Origin of the sequence: Pantoea sp. GL120224-02 (assembly GCF_900215395.1) — a bacterium.
Classification (GTDB): Bacteria; Pseudomonadota; Gammaproteobacteria; order Enterobacterales; family Enterobacteriaceae; genus Pantoea; species Pantoea communis.
In genome coordinates, this window is the sequence record NZ_OBEC01000003.1 from 64399 (window position 1) to 85619 (window position 21221).

The 21221-nt window shown below is 53.7% G+C and carries 16 protein-coding genes; 13 read left to right on the forward strand and 3 right to left on the reverse strand.

Features of this window, described 5'->3' with window-relative positions; translation table 11 throughout:
• The first annotated feature begins 867 nt into the window (after positions 1 to 867).
• Together CRO33_RS07355 and CRO33_RS07360 are read left to right on the forward strand one after the other, a co-directional pair.
• Positions 868 to 2067, forward strand: coding sequence for an AAA family ATPase (locus CRO33_RS07355; RefSeq protein WP_058960453.1), 1200 nt, complete (start codon positions 868 to 870; stop codon positions 2065 to 2067).
• 7 nt (positions 2068 to 2074) lie between these two features.
• Positions 2075 to 3046, forward strand: a complete 972-nt coding sequence (locus CRO33_RS07360; RefSeq protein ID WP_097117637.1) for a ParB family protein — start codon at positions 2075 to 2077, stop codon at positions 3044 to 3046.
• 460 nt (positions 3047 to 3506) lie between these two features.
• Here CRO33_RS07360 and CRO33_RS07365 read toward each other — a convergent pair whose 3' ends face one another.
• Entirely contained in the window at positions 3507 to 5426 is a 1920-nt protein-coding gene (locus tag CRO33_RS07365) for an aliphatic sulfonate ABC transporter substrate-binding protein (RefSeq protein ID WP_441339536.1), read from the reverse strand.
• 276 nt (positions 5427 to 5702) lie between these two features.
• Between CRO33_RS07365 and ssuD the strand changes: the two genes are divergently transcribed.
• The 8 genes from ssuD (at position 5703) to CRO33_RS07405 (ending at position 15174) form a co-directional block, all read left to right on the forward strand.
• Positions 5703 to 6875 carry an FMNH2-dependent alkanesulfonate monooxygenase gene (gene ssuD, locus CRO33_RS07370; protein WP_097117639.1) on the forward strand — a complete coding sequence of 391 codons (1173 nt, stop codon included), beginning with the start codon at positions 5703 to 5705 and terminating at the stop codon, positions 6873 to 6875.
• A 14-nt stretch (positions 6876 to 6889) separates the two neighbouring features.
• Entirely contained in the window at positions 6890 to 8296 is a 1407-nt protein-coding gene (locus CRO33_RS07375) for an FAD/NAD(P)-binding protein (RefSeq protein WP_097117640.1), read from the forward strand.
• 75 nt (positions 8297 to 8371) lie between these two features.
• Complete coding sequence (locus tag CRO33_RS07380) at positions 8372 to 9766, forward strand: LLM class flavin-dependent oxidoreductase (RefSeq protein ID WP_097117641.1); 1395 nt, start codon at positions 8372 to 8374, stop codon at positions 9764 to 9766.
• Positions 9763 to 10782: a methionine ABC transporter ATP-binding protein gene (locus CRO33_RS07385; protein WP_097117642.1), complete on the forward strand. Its 1020-nt coding sequence runs from the start codon at positions 9763 to 9765 to the stop codon at positions 10780 to 10782. The genes CRO33_RS07380 and CRO33_RS07385 overlap by 4 nt, the downstream gene beginning before the upstream one ends.
• Positions 10779 to 11477 (forward strand): methionine ABC transporter permease, encoded by a 699-nt coding sequence (locus CRO33_RS07390; RefSeq protein WP_097117643.1) that lies wholly within the window; start codon positions 10779 to 10781, stop codon positions 11475 to 11477. The genes CRO33_RS07385 and CRO33_RS07390 overlap by 4 nt, the downstream gene beginning before the upstream one ends.
• Positions 11474 to 12349 carry a MetQ/NlpA family ABC transporter substrate-binding protein gene (locus tag CRO33_RS07395; protein WP_097117644.1) on the forward strand — a complete coding sequence of 292 codons (876 nt, stop codon included), beginning with the start codon at positions 11474 to 11476 and terminating at the stop codon, positions 12347 to 12349. The genes CRO33_RS07390 and CRO33_RS07395 overlap by 4 nt, the downstream gene beginning before the upstream one ends.
• A gap of 174 nt (positions 12350 to 12523) precedes the next feature.
• The gene (locus CRO33_RS07400; protein ID WP_097117645.1) at positions 12524 to 13957 is read left to right on the forward strand and encodes an MFS transporter; all 1434 of its coding nucleotides are present in this window, start codon (positions 12524 to 12526) and stop codon (positions 13955 to 13957) included.
• 2 nt (positions 13958 to 13959) lie between these two features.
• The gene (locus CRO33_RS07405; protein ID WP_097117646.1) at positions 13960 to 15174 is read left to right on the forward strand and encodes an acyl-CoA dehydrogenase family protein; all 1215 of its coding nucleotides are present in this window, start codon (positions 13960 to 13962) and stop codon (positions 15172 to 15174) included.
• Positions 15175 to 15209: 35 nt separating this feature from the next.
• On the opposite strand, the gene CRO33_RS07410 is transcribed toward CRO33_RS07405, so the two are convergent.
• Positions 15210 to 16064: a LysR family transcriptional regulator gene (locus CRO33_RS07410; protein ID WP_072226533.1), complete on the reverse strand. Its 855-nt coding sequence runs from the start codon at positions 16062 to 16064 to the stop codon at positions 15210 to 15212.
• A gap of 108 nt (positions 16065 to 16172) precedes the next feature.
• Here CRO33_RS07410 and CRO33_RS07415 point away from each other — a divergent pair, with 108 nt between their 5' ends.
• Positions 16173 to 17132 carry a quinone oxidoreductase family protein gene (locus CRO33_RS07415; protein ID WP_097117647.1) on the forward strand — a complete coding sequence of 320 codons (960 nt, stop codon included), beginning with the start codon at positions 16173 to 16175 and terminating at the stop codon, positions 17130 to 17132.
• Between the two features lie 33 nt (positions 17133 to 17165).
• On the opposite strand, the gene CRO33_RS07420 is transcribed toward CRO33_RS07415, so the two are convergent.
• Complete coding sequence (locus tag CRO33_RS07420) at positions 17166 to 18113, reverse strand: sulfonate ABC transporter substrate-binding protein (RefSeq protein ID WP_097117648.1); 948 nt, start codon at positions 18111 to 18113, stop codon at positions 17166 to 17168.
• Positions 18114 to 18365: 252 nt separating this feature from the next.
• Here CRO33_RS07420 and CRO33_RS07425 point away from each other — a divergent pair, with 252 nt between their 5' ends.
• Positions 18366 to 20423: an FUSC family protein gene (locus CRO33_RS07425; RefSeq protein ID WP_097117930.1), complete on the forward strand. Its 2058-nt coding sequence runs from the start codon at positions 18366 to 18368 to the stop codon at positions 20421 to 20423.
• A gap of 94 nt (positions 20424 to 20517) precedes the next feature.
• Positions 20518 to 21213: an aspartate/glutamate racemase family protein gene (locus tag CRO33_RS07430; RefSeq protein WP_097117649.1), complete on the forward strand. Its 696-nt coding sequence runs from the start codon at positions 20518 to 20520 to the stop codon at positions 21211 to 21213.
• Positions 21214 to 21221 lie beyond the last annotated feature (8 nt).

Sequence of the window (21221 nt, forward strand, 5' to 3'; positions counted from 1 at the left end):
TTTAGCCCGTATTCACATCCCTGACTCCTGACTCCTGACTCCTGACTCCTGACTCCTGACTCCTGACTCCTGACTCCTGACTCCTGACTCCTTTACTGATTACAGTGAACGTTCTCACGTACGCCCTACCCTTTCCGCCGATTATGGCGTATCCATTTAAGACAAAACTGCTGATTATAGTGAACGCTACGCTGAGAGAACGATTTGGGTTACTGATTACAGTGAACGTCTGAATGAGGCTTAGACAAATTGCTGATTACAGTGAATGCCAGCTAGCCATACGAGCTGTTAATTACTGATTACAGTGAACACTCGGATTAAATCAATGCTCCCCACATGCAGTCTACTGATTATAGTGAATGCTTATATTAGGACTAAGCTGTCTCTACTAACCGAAAACGCCTGCAGCCGATTTCGTCATGGAGAGCCCTGGCTTTCAACTGCTCAGCGTGAAAATCAATATCACTGATTACAGTGAACGTAGCGCAATTGTTTACTGATTACAGTGAACCTATTGCCACTTACAGTGAACGTTTACTGATTACAGTGAATCTTATGCCGAATATAGTGAATACAGGCTGTGATTTCGGCCATATCACCCTGCCCGCAAATCTCGTGCAACGGACGATCAAATCTCTGATTACAGTGAATGCTGGAACAAATACGCGAATGAGGCGTTGCTCACACTTTCATCCATTATTCCGCCCTGATTAAAACATCTCCGCTGATTACAGTGAACGTTTGCACTAACACGCTCTTACTCAAGGTATTTTCACAGCGCTAAATGTTTCGCATTAGATGAGATAGATTTGCCTCATGTGCAGGATTTCGGTATAAAGTCATAAATCCTACATGTGTGGAGCAAGTATGGCTAACGATGAGAAGCAAGTTCTGAAAGTCGCACAACGTTCAGAAAAAATGCTAATGAGCCTGACGGAACAGATTCAGGCGCAGAAAGAAGAGTTGCAGGAAAACACTTTTTATCAGGTTTACGCCAAAGCGGCGTTAGCCAAACTCCCTAAATTAACGCGTGCGAGCGTTGATTACGCCGTAAATGAAATGGAAGAGAACGGCTATCCATTCGATAAACGCGCGGCGGGCAGCTCTACCAAGTACGCAATGTCCATCCAAAACATCATTGATATCTACCATCATCGCGGCGTGCCAAAGTATCGCGATCGTCACGCAGAGGCATTCACGCTGTTTGTTGGTAATCTCAAAGGTGGCGTATCGAAAACCGTCTCAACGGTCTCACTGGCCCATGCGCTGCGTGCGCACCCACATCTGTTGTATGAAGATCTGCGCATTCTGGTTATCGACCTCGATCCGCAATCCTCTGCCACCATGTTCCTCAATCATGAGCGTTCGGTCGGACTGGTAGAAGCCACAGCTGCGCAAGCGATGCTGCAAAACGTGGGCCGCGAAGAGTTGCTTAATGAATTCATCGTGCCATCGATTATTCCTGGTGTCGACGTACTGCCGGCCTCCATTGACGACGCCTTCATTGCATCACGTTGGGAAGAACTGTGTGCTGAGCATCTGCCTACGCAGAATGTGCATGCGGTTCTGTATGACAACGTCGTAGCAAAACTGAAGAAAGACTATGACTTCATTTTCATCGACAGTGGCCCACATCTGGATGCCTTCCTGAAGAACGCTATCGCCGCATCTGATTTACTGATGACGCCAGTTCCACCAGCACAAGTTGATTTCCACTCGACGTTGAAGTATTTGACGCGCCTGCCGGAACTGATTGGCATCATTGAGGAATCAGGCGCATCCTGCCGCTTGCAAGGCAACATCGGCTTTATGTCCAAGCTATCGAATAAAGCGGACCACAAGCTTTGTCACAGCCTGGCGAAGGAGATCTTTGGCGGCGACATGCTGGATGCTGCTTTACCGCGCCTGGACGGCTTTGAGCGCTGTGGAGAGTCGTTTGATACGGTGATCTCTGCGAACCCATCGACCTATGTGGGCAGCACCGAAGCCTTAAAGAATGCGCGTTCGGCAGCGGAAGATTTCGCTAAAGCCGTATTTGATCGCATTGAATTTATTCGCCTGAACTGAGGTTACTATGAGCGCAAAACGAATTACGATTGGCCGTACCTTCAGCCAGACACCTTTGCAGACTGAGGATGCCTCAGACGGACATTCTCAAACCTTTATCCTTTCGACCGGTAAACGTGCCCTGTTCACGCTTGAACACATTACGGCGAAGGAAATTGAAGAAAAAACCTATGTGGTAATGGAAACGAATGGCCGCGACCAGTCAGGCTTGACGCCTGAATCGCTGCGCGACATTATCCGCACCATTAAATTGCAGCAGTTCTTCCCTGCTATTGGTGTGAAACGCGGCGACCGTATCGAAATTTTGGATGGTTCCCGCCGCCGTGCCGCCGCTCTGCACTGCAAAACTGGGCTGGATGTGCTGGTCACTGAGGTTGCCATCACGGCAGATGAAGCACGTCGCCTGGCGCAGGACATCCAAACCGCACGCGAACATAATCTGCGTGAAGTGGGGATGCGCCTGCTGTCATTAAAAGAGAGCGGCCTGTCACAGAAAGAGATTGCTCAGAGCGAAGGCCTCTCGCAGGCAAAAGTTACGCGTGCGTTGCAAGCCGCGAGCGTACCACTGGAGTTGGTTACCCTGTTCCCAAATCATTCGGAGTTAACATACCCGGATTACAAAACGCTGCTGCAGGCGTATGAGAAGCTTCAGGAGATTGGTCAGTCGGTTGAAGCCTTAATTGATACCATTGGCATGGATGTCGATACGGTCTGCGCACGTGATGGTCTGGCTGAAGATGAAGTAAAAAATGGGATTTTGCGTCTGGTGCGTAATGGGAGCCAAACACTAATCCAGTCGCCAGCAAAGGAAAAAGCGGTCGCCACGCCTCTCTGGACGTTTGCTGATAAAGATCGTTATGCCCGCAAGAAGACACGCGGCCGCATGTTCAGCTACGAATTCAATCGCCAGTCGAAAGAATTACAAGATGAGCTGGATCGGGTGATAAACGAGACACTCAATAAATATCTCAATCAGTAGCGAAATGCCGCCTTCGGGCGGTTTTTTTTTGCCTGAATTTCAGCTTTTCGCCAGTGCTATTTCATCGCTAACTGTATGAAAAATAACTAACCTGTGTAGAAATTTCAGGCTGAAATCGCCAACTTTTTCACCGTCTATATGCATAACAATCTTGCGCCGTAGAGTTTAGTGAATCTGTGGTGAAGGCAAAATAACCAGCTGGATAGGAAAGCAACAAAGGCTATCCAGGAGAGGAACTCAGATGGCGAATGCCCTGAAATTTTCTTCATTCGCCATCAGGATTTCACATCTAATGAATTGAATTAAAAGTGTTTTTTAATTTAATTTCAGGCTGAAATCGCCAGCATTTCAGCAAATTTCAGCGCTGCATCGAGGGTACTAACCCGGTTTAGCCAGATGATATTCAATGATTTATCCACAGAAAAGGTGGATAACTTTATTCGGGCCGTTAGGCTGTAAGTTACAAAACGCTGGGCGATTGCCAAACCGCTTCCCGAACACGTACAGGCTTGTTTATCAGACCCAATGCATAAAAACGATCGGCGATGATTTGTTGCTCTTTAATCACTTCAAATACCATTGAACGGGTTCTATGACTGCGTCGTGTTAAAGCTCTTTCAACGGCCAAAAGGTCAAGACCCAATTCCTGCGCAAGCAGACCAGCAGCTTCCTGCCGATGATTATCAATAAAAATGCCGGTCTGCTGTAAACTCTCCACTAGCTGATGGGCCACGTCGTGATGTTTTTCCACATAATCGCGACGTGCCAGATAAAATTGGTGGTTGCGCACACGCCCCTCACCGTTGGCCAGCACGCGCAACTCAGGATTGCTCTCCGCCGCACTGAGTAAGGGGTCCCACATCATCCATGCATCGACCGCCAGATAATCACTGGCCGTCAGAGGATATTTCGGCGGCGCATACACCACTTTGAGTTCATCAAGGGCGATACCTGCTTCTTCCAGCAGCTGCAGCAATAACCAGTGAACGTTAGAACCTTTATTGACCGAAATACGTTTACCACGTAAATCAGCAATGCTACGGATATCGCTATCGATTGGGACAACTATCCCCACGCTACTGGGCGCAGGGGGTTCCCAGGCGATGTAGGTCACTGCATTGCCATTCGCCTGGGCGAAAATAGGCGGCACCTCGCCGGTGGTACCGAAATCGATCTCGTTATTTTGTAAGGCATAAAGCAGTTGAGGCCCGGCAGGAAATTCGCTCCACAACACGCTGACGCCCTGCTGTGCAAAGCACTGCTCAAGACTTTGCCGTGCTTTTAATACCCCAAGATTACCGAATTTTTGATAACCGATACGTAATTCGCGTTCCTGATGAGGCTCATCAGCAGAGGCAGTTGCAATGCAACTCGCCGCCTTACGCCGTCCTTTTATCATTCCCTGGTGAGCAAGATGAGTACGCAGCGTGTGGCGGCTGATGCCAAGCAACGCCGCGGCCTGTGTCTGATTGTGTTCAGTGAAATCCAGCGCGTGAGTAATCAGGCTGGTGATGACGCGATCAAACAGTTGATTGGGCTTAGTGGAGAGTTGTTGACGCAGGAAGTTATCAAGCGTTGATGCTTCCGCGTTGTTAAATCCCTGTTCATTGTATCTTGTCAGTCGCAAATGAGCTGGCGTTAGCGTCTCCTCCCGACTCAAAAGTACTGCGTTGTGAAGCGTATTTTCCAGCTCGCGAATATTGCCCGGCCAACTGTACTCCAGTAGCACTTCTAAAGCATCCGGTGACAAACGACGCACCGGTCGACCTAAACGACGTGCATACAGCGAAAGGAAATGCTGCGCCAGCAGCGGGATATCATCACGACGCTGTCGCAACGGAGGCAGCGGCACCACCGCAATATTGAGGCGATAGTAAAGGTCTTCCCTAAATCGCCGTTCGCGGATCGCCTGTGCCAAATCAACATGGGTGGCCGCAATAACACGCACATCGACTTTAATCGGCTTGCGCGAACCCACGCGCGTAATCTCGCGCTCCTGTAATACGCGTAGTAACTTGACCTGTAGCGACAAACTCAGCTCTCCAATCTCATCCAGCAGCAGAGTGCCGCCCTGCGCAGATTCAAACCAACCGGGATGCGCCTGGGTCGCGCCGGTAAATGCCCCTTTCTCATGACCAAAGAGTTCGGCTTCGGCAAGACTTTCAGTTAAAGCACCGCAGTTAACGGCGAGAAAGGGGCCATGGCGGCGTTGGCTATGATGATGGAGATAGCGTGCGACAACTTCCTTACCCGTGCCGGTCTCGCCGACAATCAATACCGTGGCGTCAGTGGGGGCGAATTTGTCGAGCAATGATTGAAAAGCGAGAGAAGCCGGGTCGACTAAACGCGGTGAATCAGCGTAATTGCTATAGTTGGTCAGCATCTTTTGATGTCCATTAAGGAGTATCAGCACACGCTAATCGTTGCTATTCACTGTGAACAGCAGGAAAAAAGCATAAGCAGTTGCATATGCAGCAATAGCTGTAGGCGGTAAGTTGCCGATGCAACAAACACAAACAGCAGTAGGGGCCTAACCCGCTGAAATAGCGTCATTATCAGGAGAATCAAAGCTGGCACGTTTTTCGCTAACAGCTATATAACTAAAAAAACATCTCAAAATGATCATTTTTTAATAAAGTTATATAGGAAAAGCATAATGGCCGAATCCGCAAACAAGAACATCAATGTCTTCTGGTTTCTCCCGACGCACGGTGACGGTCGCTATCTCGGCACCACAGAAGGTGGGCGCCCGGTTGATTTAGCTTACTTACAGCAGGTGGCATTGGCCGCCGACAATCTCGGTTACTACGGTGTGCTGATTCCCACCGGCAAAAGTTGCGAAGATTCATGGCTGGTTGCTTCTGCACTGGCACCCATCACTAAAAGACTGCGTTACCTGGTTGCCGTTCGCCCTGGACTTCAACCGCCGACACTGGCCGCGCGTATGGCCACAACCCTGGATCGCCTCTCTGAAGGACGTTTGCTGATTAACGTGGTGACGGGCGGTGACCCGGTTGAGAACAAAGGCGACGGCATCTTTCTCAATCACAGTGAACGCTATGAAGTCACCAAAGAGTTTCTCGATGTGTATAGCCGTTTAATGCGTGGAGAGAAGGTTGACTATGAAGGGCAGCATATTCACGTTGAAGGAGCAGAGGTGTTGTTCCCGCCAGTGCAGGAAAATGGCCCACCACTCTATTTTGGCGGCTCGTCGGAGGCCGCGATTGATGTCGCCGCTGAGCAAATCGATACCTATCTGACCTGGGGTGAGCCCCCGGAGCAGGTCGCAGAAAAGCTGGCAGTCGTCCGTGAACGTGCTACAGCGCGCGGGCGCAAACTGGAATACGGCATCCGCCTGCATGTCATCGTGCGTGAAACGGAACAGGAAGCGAAAGCGGCGGCAGAGAAATTAATCGGTCATTTGGATGAAGACACCATCGCGCAGGCGCAGAAGATTTTTGCGCGTATGGACTCTGCAGGTCAGGCACGGATGAGCGCGCTGCACAAAGGCTCGCGCGATAATCTCTACATCTCACCAAACTTATGGGCAGGCGTTGGTCTGGTGCGCGGCGGAGCCGGAACGGCATTGGTAGGAAGTCCTGAGCAGGTTGCCGAACGCATACGGGAATATCAGGCACTGGGTGTGACCAACTTCATCCTGTCGGGATATCCGCATCTTGAAGAGGCGCATCGTGTGGCAGAATTGCTGCTGCCGCTATTACCGCTGGCAAATGGTCAGCAGCAGCGTGCGCGCACCATTAACACCGGCCCGTTTGGCGAAACCATTGGTGGCGATAAACGTCCTTCAAAACAGGCGAGCGCCAGCTAATGCAGGAGAAGACGATGGCACGACCTCACATTATCATCACAGGTGGCGGGTTCAGCGGAACGGCGCTGGCGATTCATCTCGCGCGGCAATCGTCCTCTCCGTTACTGATTACAGTGGTCGAACCGCGTGAGCAACTGGGCGGTGGGGTGGCCTACTCCACGCAGGAACCGGCGCATCGCATCAATGTACCTGCCTCGCGCATGCAACTCAGCGGCGATGAGCAGGGCGCCTTTGACCGCTGGTATCGTCAGCAGCCTGAGTGTTCACTGGATTCAGTAGCCCATTGTGATGACGGATCAGTCTATCCGCAGCGCGCGATGTTTGGTCGCTATCTGGCAGAGCAGTTTGCCCTTGCGGCAGAACGGCATCCGCAGATTGAGTTACGGCACGTTCAGGCCAGTGCCATGGCATGGGAAGGGCAGCAACTGTTACTCAGCAATGGCGTGACGCTACAGGGCGATGTGCTGGCGTTAGCGATCAGTCACCCACCGCCATCCTTGCCTCGCTCGCTGCAGCCCTTTGCCCATCACCCAGCGCTCATTGCCAATCCATGGCAAGCCGGCGTGCTGGATGCGATAGATCCTGACGCCACCGTGGCCATTATCGGAACCGGCCTGAGTATGGCGGATGTGGTTGCTTCATTAGGCACTCGGCATCATCGAGGCCCGTTAACCGCTTTCTCACGCCGTGGACAACTCTCACGCGCCAATCTGCAGGGTGAGTGGCCTGAATGGACGATAGCACCTCAGAACGTCCCCAGCGCGCGTCTGTGGCTGCATCACATCAGGGTTGAGGTTGCCCGAGCGGCACGGCAGCAATTACCCTGGCAACGCGTGCTAGACGATGTACGCGCACAGGGCCAAACCATCTGGCAAACTTTGCCGCTACGCGAGCAAAAGCGCTTTGTACGCCATCTGCGCGCGTGGTGGGATGTACATCGTTATCGTATCGCGCCGCAGGTGTCAGCGGAAATCATCAGACGACAGCAGCAGGGGAGTTTGCAGGTGCTTGCAGCCAGACTGCAGGCCATTACAGCGCAGGGCCACCAGCTGGCAATCACTCTGCACACGCGCAACGGTGAAATTGAAACTCGCGTGTTCGACCATCTGATCGTCACCACCGGACCGGGCCATGATGCGCTGACACAAAGCCAGCCGCTGCTACGTTCGCTGAGTGATCAAGGCCTGATTCGCGGTGATCAGCTTGGCTTTGGCCTCGACGTTGATGCGCAGTCACACGCACTGAATCACCAAGGGTTGCCCAACGCCCGCCTGCTCGTAGTCGGACCCGCCGCCCGCGCGCGTTTCGGTGAGTTGATGGGCCTGCCACAGGTTGCCGATCACGCCGCTGCCGTTGCTCAGCAAATTCTCAGAGAACTTCACATCGCTCAAGACGAGCGATGTCCCCCTTACGCTTCTTAATCTCTCAAACATCCTAAAAACACACTAACGAACGCCGGGTCGTCGCACGATCACGGCCTCGCTATGGAGATTGCTATGCCATCGCAACGTGAAATTCGCCTGAATGCTTTTGATATGAACTGTGTCGGACATCAATCACCGGGCCTGTGGGCGCACCCGCGCGACCGTTCCTGGCAATACAAAGATCTGGAGTACTGGGTCGATTTGGCGCGCCTGCTGGAGCGTGGCAAATTTGACGGTTTGTTTATCGCCGATGTGTTGGGTATTTACGATGTGCTGAACGGGAATGGCGATGCCGCGATTCGTCAGGCGACGCAGGTACCGGTCAACGATCCGCTGGCGTTGATTACCCCAATGGCGCTGGTGACCGAGCATCTCGGCTTTGGTCTCACCGCATCGCTATCGTTTGAGCATCCTTATCCCTTTGCGCGCCGTTTATCGACGCTCGATCACCTGACCAAAGGGCGCATCGGCTGGAATATTGTGACCTCGTATCTGGAGAGCGGGGCGCGCAATATTGGTCATCAGGCGCAGAGCGATCACGACAGCCGCTACGACTATGCCGATGAATATTTGCAGGTGGTGTACAAGCTGCTGGAAGGCAGTTGGGAACAGGATGCGGTATTGCGCGATCGTGAACGGCGTATCTTCAGCGATCCCCGCAAAATTCACCCCATCAATCACCAGGGCACCTTCTTCAACGTACCGGGCATTCACCTGTGTGAGCCGTCACCGCAGCGCACGCCGGTGTTGTATCAGGCGGGTGCATCGAGTCGCGGCAAACAGTTTGCCGCTGAGCACGCGGAATGCGTGTTTGTTGCTGCGCCGTCGAAAGTGCTGCTGAAGAAAACCGTCGCGGATATCCGTCGTCGTGCAGCAGAAGCAGGGCGCGATCCGCGCAGCATCCTGATCTTCAATCTGCAAACGGTGATCATCGGGGAGACCGATGCCGCCGCGCAGGCGAAGTGGAAAGAATACCAAAGCTATGTCAGTTACGAGGGGGCGCTGGCACTGGTATCCGGCTGGACCGGTATCGACTTCGGTCAATATCAACCTGACCAGGTGCTGAAGTACCTTCACACCAATGCCATCCAATCAGCCGTCGAAACCTTCTCCACCGCCGACCCTGATCGTCAGTGGACGGTAAAAGCGCTGGCGGATTGGGTGGGCATTGGCGGCTTTGGCCCGCTGATTGTCGGCAGTGCAGCAACTGTGGCCGACGAACTGCAAAGCTGGGTGGAAGACACTGACGTTGATGGTTTCAACCTCGCCTACGCTTTAACGCATGAAACCTTTCAAGATGTGGTTGAACTGCTGATCCCAGAGCTGCAAAAGCGCGGTGTTTATAAGAAGGCGTATGCGGAAGGTACGCTGCGCGAGAAGCTGTTTAACGCCGGACCACAGTTAACCGCACCGCATCCCGGCGTGGGCTATCGGGTGAAAAATTCGGTACTGCCGGAGGTCATATGATTGAAATTGACCAGTTGAGTAAGCATTACCGCACCGCGGATGGACGCATCACCGAGGTGCTGAAAGCCATCAACTTGCAGGTACCACAGGCCAACATCACTGCTGTCGTTGGGCCCAGCGGCGCGGGCAAATCCACGCTGGCGAAGTGCATCAGTTTACTGGAGCAGCCCAGCGCGGGCAGTATTCGCATCAATGGCAGCGATCTCTCGCGGCTGAATGGCGAAGCACTGCGTCGCGCGCGCCGTTCGATTGGCACCGTTTTTCAATCTTCTGCCCTATTGCAGCGCAAAAGCGCCTGGGAAAACATCGCGCTGCCGTTGCGTTATCTCGGCGTGGTCGAGCGGGATATTTCCGCACGCGTGGGTGAGTTGCTGGAGAGTGTTGGTCTGAGCCATAAAGCCAAAGCGTATCCCGACCAGCTTTCGGGGGGACAGCGTCAACGGATTGGCATCGCGCGAGCCTTGGCACTAAAGCCTTCCGTGCTGCTGGCCGACGAAGCGACTTCTGGTCTCGATCCTGAAGCCACGGTTGCGGTGCTGGATTTGCTAAAGAAACTGCGTGACGACTATAAGCTGGCAATCGTGCTGATTACCCACGAGATGGATGCAGTGCGTCAGGCGGCGGATGCGGTTGCCGAAATTCGCGATGGGCAGATTGTGCAGTATGGCGTGCTGAAACAGTTACTGGCGCAGCCCGATTCCTCGCTGGGGCAACGTCTATTCCCACTGGTGGCGCAACCTGGCGTGGCGGAATTGATTCTGCAACTGAGTTATCGCACAGATGTACCGGTCATCAGCGACTGGATCTCGCGTCTGAGTGTGCAGTTCAATCTGCGCATCGATCTGCTTGGCGCGCACGTTGAGCAGGTCAATGGTATCCAAGCCGGACGCTTGCAGGTGGGCATTCACTTCCAGCAAGAGCGTGTGCCACTGGCGCGATTGCTGGCGCAGCTCGAACAGTTTGGACTGGTTGCCAGCGTCTCGGGCAGCGTACATCAGCTGCGGGAGGCGGTATGAGCGTTTCCGTGATAAGTCAGGACACGCCGTGGCTGGAAATTCCGGCATTGATGTTACCTGCGATAGGTGAGACCGCGCTGATGGTCGGCATCGTGATGCTGTTCGTGGTGAGCCTCGGCGGTATCGTTGGCGTGGTGTTGTTTAACACCTCAGCACGTGGACTGTTTCCCCATCGCGGCGTGCATCGGGTGCTGAGCTGGATAGTGAATATGGGACGCTCGTTGCCGTTTCTGGTGTTAATGGCGGCGATCATCCCGTTCACCTTCTGGCTGACCGGCACCACCATCGGTATCCCTGCGGCGGTGGTGCCGATGATTGCGGCGGGCATTCCGTTCTTTGGTCGTCTGGTGGATAACGCGTTGCGTGAACTGCCAGGCGAAGTGACCTCGGTGGGTTTGGTATGCGGCGGGTCGCGCTGGCAGATCATCCGTTCGGCGCAGCTCAGTGAGGCATTACCTGCTGTTGTTGCCGCCATCACCCTCAACCTGATTTCCATGATCGAGTACTCCGCCATCGCCGGCACCATCGGCGCGGGCGGTATCGGTTATTTAGCCGTGGTGTACGGCTATCAGCGCTTCGACAACCACATCATGATCGCCACCATTGTGGTGCTGATCGCTTTGATACAAACCATTCAATTTATCGGTGACCGTTTAGTCGCAATTCTACGGCATCCTCAGGGGATATCACGATGACAACACAAGAATTTGAGTTACGTAAGACGCGCCGCTGGCCGTGGCTGCTACTGATTATAGTGGTCATTGCATTGGCCGCCGCCGCAGGGTTCTGGCGCAGTCAGCAACCGCAAGCGGTGGTCTTTGGCACCACGCTACAAATCCACTTTGAACCGGCAATGGCGGGAGAACAGAAGTTGATTGAGTATGTTGGCGAGCACATCGCGCCGGATTATGGTCTGAAGCTGGAAGCGGTGGGCGTGCAGGATCCGGTGCAGGCGGATCGCGCCGTGGCGCAAGGACAATATGCGGCAACCGTCTATCAGCACCAGTGGTGGTTGAAGCAGGTGGTGGATGCCAACGGTTTCCAGCTCACCTCTGCCTTACCGCTGTTCCAGTGGGCATTTGGCGTCTACTCCGATCGCTATAAATCCATAGCCGACCTGCCGCAGGGGGCCACCATTGTGGTGCCGGATGATGGAGCCAACCAGGGCCAGGCCTTGTGGCTGCTGGCACGTCAGGGTTTGATCACACTCGATTCCAACGTTGAACCGCGTACCGCCAAATTAAAAAACATTATCGGTAATCCGCATGGCTTCGTCTTCAAAGAACTCGATTTGCTAACCATGCCACGCGCGTTGAATTCGGTGGATGCGGCGATTGGCTATGTTTCTCAGTTTGATGCCGGAAAAGTGCCGCGTGATAAAGGCATTCTGTTCCCTCCGGCACCGCGTACTTTTGCCTCGCAGCTGGTGATTGGTACGCCCTATCTGGAGCAGGAGAACATCGTAAAGCTAAAACAGGCGTTCTCCGATCCTCGCGTTCAGCAGTGGCTGAAAACGACGGATGATCCGTTAGTTAAAGGCGTATTAGTGCCGGTCTCTGCAGACTAATTTGCTGGTGTTATCCTTCACCCGGGCTCGCGATGCGCGTCCGGGATTTTGTGTTTGAAAGTTTTTTATATTATTGATTTTAAACAATTTAATATCACTATTTGTTGCTTTGGACCTGAAGGGTAAGCGCTTATAACAACCTCACCTGCACAACTAAAAACAACGTGAGGCATTATGAGTACCGTTTCTTTCGAAAACACCTTACCGACGTCTGAGCCGGTTCGTTCGGTCAGTGATGTGGCAAGGCTGATCAACACCCGCAGTGACAAAAACAATTATGCGCGCATGATTGTGTTCCTCGCGCTCGGCGGCGTCTTCCTCGATGCCTACGATCTCACCACGCTCTCTTATGGAATTGACGATGTGGTACGCGAATTCCAGCTTTCTCCTCTTCTCACCGGATTGGTGACGTCCTCAATCATGGTCGGCACCATCGTCGGTAATCTCATTGGTGGCTGGCTGACCGACAAATATGGCCGTTACTCGGTGTTTATGGCCGATATGCTGTTCTTCGTGGTCTCGGCCATCGCAGCGGGATTAGCGCCCAATGTCTGGGTACTGATTGGCGCACGTTTCCTGATGGGGATTGGCGTGGGTATCGATTTACCCGTGGCGATGTCCTACCTGGCGGAATTTTCTAAATTCGCAGGCAAAGGCAACAAAGCCGCGCGACTCGCCGCCTGGTGCCCGATGTGGTACGCCGCGTCAACGGTGTGTTTCCTGCTGATCTTCGCGCTCTACTTCCTGTTACCGGAAGAGCATCTTGACTGGTTGTGGCGCGCATCGCTGCTGTTCGGGGCCGTTCCCGCGTTGTTGATCATCGCAGTGCGCAGCAAATTTATGAACGAATCACCGCTGTGGGCAGCCAATCAGGGCGATCTGAAGTCTGCGGTGCGCATTTTGCGTGACTCTTACGGTATTCATGCGCATGAAGCGGAACCCGAAGCACCACCAGCAGAAGCGGCACCCAAAGTAAGTTTCCGCGTGCTGTTCCAGAAACCCTGGCGTGAACGCACCATCGTGGCAGGCGTGATGAACATCTGCATCTCGTTTGAATACACCGCGATCGCCTTCTTCCTGCCTTCGATCCTCGCGCAGTTCCTCGGCGCGGGCGTGTTTGAAACGATCTCCGCATCGCTCGGCCTGAACGCGCTGTTTGCTTTCACCGGCGGTCTGCTGGGCATGCGTCTGGCCTGGAAATATCCGTCTCGCCATGTGGCAATGGCCGGATTTGCACTGCAATTCTTCGCACTGATTGCATTGGCATTGATTGGGCACCCTGAAGCGATTACGGGGATTGTGTTTGCGGTGCTGATGCTTGGCTTGTGGTTGTTTGCTGAAGGCTTTGGTCCGGGTGCGCAGCTGATGGTCTATCCGGCGCTCTCTTATCCAACTTCCATTCGCGCTACTGGCGTGGGCTTCAGTCGTGCGCTGTCAGGGATTGGCAGCGCGCTGGCGCTGTTTATTCTGCCGATTCTGCAAGCGGCGCTGGGCACCAATATGTTCTGGGTGGTGTCGCTTGCCGCCATCATCCCGATCTTTTTCCTGCTCGCGGTGCGCCACGAACCGACGCGCCACGACATCGACGATCTTTCTCATCAGGAGTGATTATGAGCCAACTTTCTACAGGCACCGATTACGCTGCGCTGGCGGCGCAATTCCGTCCTCTGTTTGATCGTATTGCTGAGGGCGCAGTGGAGCGCGAACGCAGCCGCACCTTGCCCCATGAAGCAATCACCTGGTTAAAAGAGGCGGGCTTCGGCACGGTACGCATCCCGAAAGAGCAGGGCGGGTGGGGCGCATCGCTACCGCAGCTGTTCCAATTGCTCACCGAACTGGCGGAAGCGGATTCCAATCTGCCGCAGGCATTACGTGCGCACTTTGCCTTTGTCGAGGACCGCCTCAACCAGCCCAACAGCGCTGAGCGCGATCGCTGGTTCCGCCGTTTTATCGACGGCGAGCTGGTGGGCAGCGGCTGGACTGAAATTGGCGCGGTGAAACTCGGCGATGTGATTACCCGTGTCACGCCCGTCGCAAATGGCTGGACGCTCAACGGCGAGAAGTTTTACAGCACGGGCACGTTATTTGCAGACTGGATTGATGTGTATGCTCGACGCAATGACAATCAGGGCGATGTCATCGCTCTGGTAAGCACTCACCAACCCGGTGTAACGCGTGATGACGATTGGGATGGTTTTGGCCAACGCTTAACGGGTAGCGGCACCACACGCTTTGAAAATGCGCACGTCGAGCAGCAACACGTCTTCGATTTCGCCACGCGTTTCCGCTATCAAACCGCGTTCTATCAACATGTGCTATTGGCAACACTAGCCGGGATTGGGAGGGCAGTCGCACGCGATGGTGCAAAAGCGGTGGCCGCTCGCAATCGTATTTACAGCCACAGCAACGGCGATTCATCACGTCAGGATGTGCAGGTGCTACAGGTCATCGGTGAGATCACCAGCCTGGCGTTTGCCGTCGAAGCGACGGTGATCCGCGCCGCACATTCACTGCAATCAGCGTATGAAGCGCACTTAAGCAGCGACGAAGCGCAACTTCTGGCAGTGAATGCGCTGGCCGAAGCTGAAGCGGGTCAGGCGCAGGTGATTGCCAGTGAGCTGGTACCACGTGCCGCCACCGAGTTGTTTAATGCGCTCGGCGCATCGGATACGCGCATCAGTAAAGCGCTGGATCGTCACTGGCGCAATGCGCGCACGGTGTCGTCACATAATCCGGTGATCTATAAAGCACGTGACATAGGTGGCTGGAAGGTTAACGGGACGCCGCCGACAGGGATCTGGCAAATTGGGCGCGGGGAAGGGTAAAACATTTCATGCCGGGCGGCTTGAGCCGCCCACTTCTAATACAACGTTTTTAAACTGTCCTGAATCACATTCAGCGCCGTGGTGACATTGGAATTTGGCCGCCGCGTGACAAACAAACCATATGTCACTTTTACCGGAGCCTGCGCGACATTCACCAGACGCATACTGTCATGACGAATGAGTTCCGCTGGCAGCATGGCCACACCCAATCCGCCTTCAACAGCGGGGATGATCGCACCCAGGTTAGAGCTGGTTACCGCGATCCTAAACTCCTTGCCTGCTTCAATCAGCGCATCAAACATCAAGCGTCGCCATGAACAAGGTTCACCGCAAACAATAGCATCGACCGTCAGCGCGCTATCCCAGGGATAGTCAATTCCGCACACCCAATGCAGGTCGATCTCCCAACTGGTTAACGGGTCTTCACTGAAACCGGCGGTCAGACCCAAGACCATATCAAACGCGCTCTCCTGCCAACGTCTGGCGAGGATGTGATCGCTCTCAATGGAAAGCTCGATGTGCAGACCCGGACACAATCTTCTCAGCCTGCCAAGTGCAAAGGGGAGCAAACTCGATGCCACATCTTCGGACATACCGATGCGAAGCGTGCCGGCGGGCGTACTTTCACTCAGTTGCGCGACCGCCATTTCCCCCAACGCGAGAATTCGCACCGCAAAACTGAGCAGCACTTCTCCCTCTTTGGTGGGGACGACGCCGCGTCCTGTACGACGCAGCAAACGCTGGCCTGTATGTTCCTCTAGTCGACGAATCTGTGCACTGAGTGCGGATTGGGCGCGTCCGGCCTGTTCGGCGGCGCGTGTCAGGCTGCGGTGATGACAAACGGCAACGAAAGTACGAAGCAGCGCGGGTTCAAAATTGTCCGATATCATGATGGGGTTATGTCTGATACATGTGAATGCAGCCTACCAACATATCATCAGCTTCGCTACGCTTTATCTACCGATCATTATTCGTATTCAGCATTGTGGAGACCAGAGATGAAAGCAGTCACTTACCCCCAACCAGGAGGTCCAGAGGTTTTACAACTGGTGGATGTCGTTGAACCTTCGATTACTCAGGATGAGCTGCTGGTGGCGGTGGAAGCCATTAGTGTTGAGGGTGGCGATATCATTTCGCGCAATAGTCAGCACTTACAAGCGGGCGAGTCACTTGGTTATGCGGCGGCAGGAACCATTCTTGCCATCGGTTCAAACGTGACGGGATTTAAGATCGGTCAGAAAGTGGCAACGTTTAACTGGCGAGGTGCCTATGCAGAACGTCGCGCTGTCGCTGCCTATAACTGTTTTCCTGTTCCAGATGGCCTGGATGCGCGCATTGCTGCCGCCATTCCGGTGGGGCCAGGCACCGCTGCATGGGCGTTTCATTTAGGTCAGCTGCAGCCAGGCCAAACCGTACTCATTCTCGGCGCGGCGGGCGGGGTGGGCATGGCTGCCGTCCAACTGGCATCCCGCATGGGTGCCCGGGTGATCGGAACCGGTACGCGTCCCGAATCACTGGAAAAATTACGTGAATTTGGCCTCAATGACGCCATTGTGGTGGGTGACAAGCAGGCTGGCGAGCAGGTGCGGGAATTGCTGGGCGGCAATAAAGTGGATTTGCTGATCGATACCATCGGCGGCGCAGCATTGTCAGATGGCATTGAAGTATTAAAAGACGGCGGGTCGGCGGTTCTGATCGGCATTCTCGCTGGACGTAATCAGATGGTCGATGCGGAATATCTGCTGTTGCACCGTATTACGTTGATCGGATGCTTGCTGGGACCAGAATGGGGTGAAAAACAGATTGCCCGCGATTTGGTGAATGAACTGATGGTGATGGCGGCGAAAGGCGAACTGATCGTGCCTATCGATAGTACTTTCCCGCTGGAAAAGGTGGTTGAAGCGCATAAACGAGCAGAAACGCGTGGGCGTTTAGGCAGAGTGTTTATGACTGTTTAACAGTGTGCGGCCGTAAGGCCGCACACTATCTGCTCACTGCGTATCCAGTGACCAGGTCGCACTGCGCACATCCACTTTCACCGGCAGCAGTCCGACACGGGTAAACGTATCCGCTAACGCCTGCTGTTCATCGAACACCTGCGGCGTCATACGCGTAGCGCCATACGGCAGGCGTTTCAACGTGGTCTGCCAGATTGCCTTATCTAACCCGGTCGATTTGGACAGAATCGCGGCAGCCTCATCCTGATTGGCGTTCGCCCAGTCACTCAATTTGCTCAATTCATCCACCACCTGTTTCGCGGTGTCAGGATGGCCTTCGGCAAAGGGGCGGCTGGCGAGATAGAAGGTGTAATGCGGCACCAAACCTTCTGCATTACGGATTTCACGCGCGTCGGCGTTCGCTTCCACTTCTGCGAGGAACGGATCCCAAATCACCCACGCATCAATCGCGCCTTTCTGGAAGGCGGCGCGCGCATCAGCTGGTGGCAGGTAAACGGGTTTCACGTCCTTATAATTCAGTCCGGCATCTTCCAGCGCTTTCACCAGCAAATAATTCACGTCAGAACCCTTGTTCAATCCAATGCGCTTACCTTTCAAATCCGCCACGCTTTTGATCGGCGAATCTTTAGGTACCACGATGGCTTCGGTTTTGGGGTTAGCAGGGGAGTGACCGAGGTAAATCAAATCCGCTTTGGCAGCCTGCGCGAAAGCGGGTGGAGCATCGCCGGTGGCGGCTAAATCGATGCTGCCCACGTTTAGCCCTTCCAGCATCTGCGGCCCGGCCGGAAATTCTACCCAGCGGACATTGATGCCTTCCTTCTTGAAGGTTTCATCCAGCGTGCCGCGATACTTCAGCAGTGCAAAAATATTGGCTTTCTGATAGCCGATGGTCACGGTTTCTGGTTTAGCGGCAAAGGCGTGCGCAGAGAGCAGGCCAAAGCTAAGCGCCAACGCGCTCAGAGCAGGAATTTTTGTTTGCATGATGAGTCTCTCGTGGATTTTTTCTCACCATAGCAAAGCGCTTATATAACCAATAAATAACGAATTTCGATCGCTTATAACCTAATTTTTTGTGATCAAGATCATTCACTGTAATCAGCATGTCATCTTGATTTGCATAGATGCCCAGATAATTAGCACGGTAATAATTTGTATAACAAATCAAAATGTCATCTCGATATGCTTCTGTCAGGATAGACGCTTACGTTGCCTGCTATGGGTTTCCTTCGCTCTATGAAGTGGTTTTCACAAAGCGCAGTGCTGTTTTCTGCCAAAACTTGTCTTGCCGCCTTTCTGGCTTTTTATATTGCTCTGGAACTCAATCTCGATAAACCGGCCTGGTCACTGACTACAGTGTACGTTGCCTCACAACTCTATTCGGGTTCGACCGTATCGAAATCGGTGTTTCGCTTTTTCGGCACCTTGCTGGGTGGGCTGTTTACGCTGCTAATCTATCCCACTACCGTAGAGTCACCGATGCTGTTCAGCCTGTGCATCTCTTTATGGGTGGCGGTATGTCTCTATCTGTCGCTGCATGACCGCACGCCGAAAAGCTATGTGTTTATGCTCGCTGGTTACAGTGCGGCGATCATGGGCTTTCCCGACGTCACGTCACCCTCGGCCATCACCTACACGGTGATTTCGCGTATTGAAGAGATCACGGTGGCGATAATCTGCAGCAGCCTGGTGCACCGCTTAATCATGCCGGTGTCAATGCGCAGTCTGTTGGAGCAAAGCGTCAGCCTGTGGTACCAGAATGCGCGCAAGCTGTGCAGCGAGTTAGTCACGGTGATGCCAGCTGATAAATCGGTGGAACGAGAAGATATTCTGGTGCAGATGGCGAACTATCCTCTCAACGTCGAAACCCTGATTACGCACTGTGTTTATGAAGGCGATGCCGCGCGACGTCTGGTGCGGTTGGTTAGCGTGCAGTATCAACATCTTTCCTATTTGATTCCGACGCTGACAGCGATTGAGTCGCGGCTTAATTTGCTGGCGCAGCAGGAAATCCGTTTTCCGGACTATGTTGCAGAGGCATTCCAGCAGTTTTTGTTATGGCTGAACGGCGATGATCAGGTTCAGATTCACGATGTTTTGACCGTTGCACAGGCGCAGTTGAAGCAGGCCTGGCAGGAGGGGCGGCTCAACAGTGAAGAGAGTATTTTGTTGATTGGATTGCTGGAGCGCCTGCTCAACTTCGTGCGTATCGCTAATGCCTATCACAGTGTCAGCGAGCGCGTGAGTGAGTGGACACCGACCGTCAAGCCGGGAAAAACCGTGCGTGCGCATAAGCATGTCGATAAAGGTTTGCTGTTGCTTTCCTGCTTTACTGCGTTTCTTGCCACCTTCGCCACCTGCTTGTTCTGGATCGGCAGCGGCTGGAAAGATGGCTCGACTGCGCCGATGATGGCGGCGGTACTCTGCTCATTCTTTGCCGGGTTGGATAGCCCCATCGCGCCAATGAAGCTATTCCTGAAGGGCGTATTGATCTCAATGGCGATCAGTCTGCTCTACGTCACCGTGTTGATACCACAAGCGGTAACGTTTGAAGCGATGATCATCTGCCTTGCGCCCGGATTATTTGCGCTGGGATTGGTGATTGCCAACCCGGCAACCAATTTGATTGGCCTGATTGTCGCCACGCAGATTCCGGGCTTGATTGGTATGAGCCACCATTTCAAGCCCGATCTTCTGCTTATAGTGAACGCCATGATTTCGACGCTGGTGGGCATTGTCATCGCCCTGGTGCTGACATTGCTTATTCGCAACAAGCGTCCATCGTGGACGGCGAAACGCGCGGTGCGTAAAGGGATTCGCGATTTGCTGCAGTTTATCGCTGCGCTGCGTCTCAACACGGTAACGATGACGGCGCGCCAGCAATTTGTGGCGCGTACGCTGGATAAGGTGAACATTATCTTGCCACGTAAGCGCGTCGATCCCTCGCCCGATCTGGTTTCCGGCGGCAATCTGATTGCCGAGGCCTGGCTTGGTGCCAACTGTTACGACTATTACACGCGGCACAAAGCGCTGCTGACCGAGAATGGCATTGAGAGTGCGGCGATGTTCCATGAGCTGAGTGTGTTCCTCAAACGCAGGCTGAAATCCCTGCAGACACAGCCTCATTCGGCGTTGTTGCATGAACTTAATCGCCTGCTGTTGGGTTTAGAAGCGCGAACATTACAGGAACAGGCGTTGTTTACGCCGATGTTCCATCTGTTCAATATCCGCTTATCGCTGTTTCCCTCAGCGCGCTGGCCGGAAAACGCGTCACTTGAGGTTGATCGCGCATAAGTGTGCCGCAAACCCTGTATTTAAGCTGGGGGGCATGCACCAGACTGACAAATCCCGTACAGTGCTGAACAGGCTTGATAAAGGAAAATCGCAGATGAAGATGATCGGTTTGATCGGTGGAATGAGTTGGGAATCGACGGCGCTCTACTACCGCATCATCAATGAACAGGTGAAGCAGCAACTTGGCGGATTGCACTCAGCTCGCAGCCTGATGTATAGCGTCGACTTTCAGGAAATTGAGAAGCTGCAAGTGGCGGGGGAATGGCAGCGAGCTGGCGAGATTCTGGCAGAAGCCGCGCACAGTCTGGAAAAGGGCGGGGCGGACTTCATTGTGCTCTGTACTAATACCATGCACAAAGTCGCTGACCAGATTACCGGTGCCGTGGCTATCCCGCTGCTCCATATCGCTGATGCGACAGCTCAGCGTATTCAATCCGCTGGCGTGAAGCGTGTGGGCTTACTGGCGACGGCATTTACCATGGAGCAGGAATTCTACAAAGGCCGTCTGGCGCAGTCCGGCATTGATGTGCTGGTACCGGATGCATCGGGCCGGAAGACGGTGCATGACATCATCTATCAGGAGTTGTGTCTTGGCATTATTCGTGAGTCGTCGCGAGCGCGTTATCGTGAGGTGATTGCTGAGCTGGTGGCGCAGGGCGCCGAAGCGATCATTTTGGGTTGCACCGAAATTACCCTGCTGGTGAAGCCCGAAGATGCCAGCGTGCCGCTGTTTGATACCACGTTGATTCATGCCGAGGATGCGGTGAAACTGGCTCTGGCAATAAAATAATTATCCTG

Excerpts from the sequence above, each read along its gene's own strand:
- CRO33_RS07425 (WP_097117930.1), top strand. The coding sequence starts at position 18,366 with ATGAAGTGGTTTTCACAAAGCGCAGTGCTGTTTTCTGCCAAAACTTGT.
- CRO33_RS07355 (WP_058960453.1), top strand. The coding sequence starts at position 868 with ATGGCTAACGATGAGAAGCAAGTTCTGAAAGTCGCACAACGTTCAGAA.
- CRO33_RS07420 (WP_097117648.1), bottom strand. The coding sequence starts at position 18,113 with ATGCAAACAAAAATTCCTGCTCTGAGCGCGTTGGCGCTTAGCTTTGGC.
- CRO33_RS07400 (WP_097117645.1), top strand. The coding sequence starts at position 12,524 with ATGAGTACCGTTTCTTTCGAAAACACCTTACCGACGTCTGAGCCGGTT.
- CRO33_RS07375 (WP_097117640.1), top strand. The coding sequence starts at position 6,890 with ATGGCACGACCTCACATTATCATCACAGGTGGCGGGTTCAGCGGAACG.
- CRO33_RS07415 (WP_097117647.1), top strand. The coding sequence starts at position 16,173 with ATGAAAGCAGTCACTTACCCCCAACCAGGAGGTCCAGAGGTTTTACAA.
- CRO33_RS07360 (WP_097117637.1), top strand. The coding sequence starts at position 2,075 with ATGAGCGCAAAACGAATTACGATTGGCCGTACCTTCAGCCAGACACCT.
- ssuD (WP_097117639.1), top strand. The coding sequence starts at position 5,703 with ATGGCCGAATCCGCAAACAAGAACATCAATGTCTTCTGGTTTCTCCCG.
- CRO33_RS07380 (WP_097117641.1), top strand. The coding sequence starts at position 8,372 with ATGCCATCGCAACGTGAAATTCGCCTGAATGCTTTTGATATGAACTGT.
- CRO33_RS07405 (WP_097117646.1), top strand. The coding sequence starts at position 13,960 with ATGAGCCAACTTTCTACAGGCACCGATTACGCTGCGCTGGCGGCGCAA.
- CRO33_RS07385 (WP_097117642.1), top strand. The coding sequence starts at position 9,763 with ATGATTGAAATTGACCAGTTGAGTAAGCATTACCGCACCGCGGATGGA.
- CRO33_RS07390 (WP_097117643.1), top strand. The coding sequence starts at position 10,779 with ATGAGCGTTTCCGTGATAAGTCAGGACACGCCGTGGCTGGAAATTCCG.
- CRO33_RS07430 (WP_097117649.1), top strand. The coding sequence starts at position 20,518 with ATGAAGATGATCGGTTTGATCGGTGGAATGAGTTGGGAATCGACGGCG.
- CRO33_RS07410 (WP_072226533.1), bottom strand. The coding sequence starts at position 16,064 with ATGATATCGGACAATTTTGAACCCGCGCTGCTTCGTACTTTCGTTGCC.
- CRO33_RS07395 (WP_097117644.1), top strand. The coding sequence starts at position 11,474 with ATGACAACACAAGAATTTGAGTTACGTAAGACGCGCCGCTGGCCGTGG.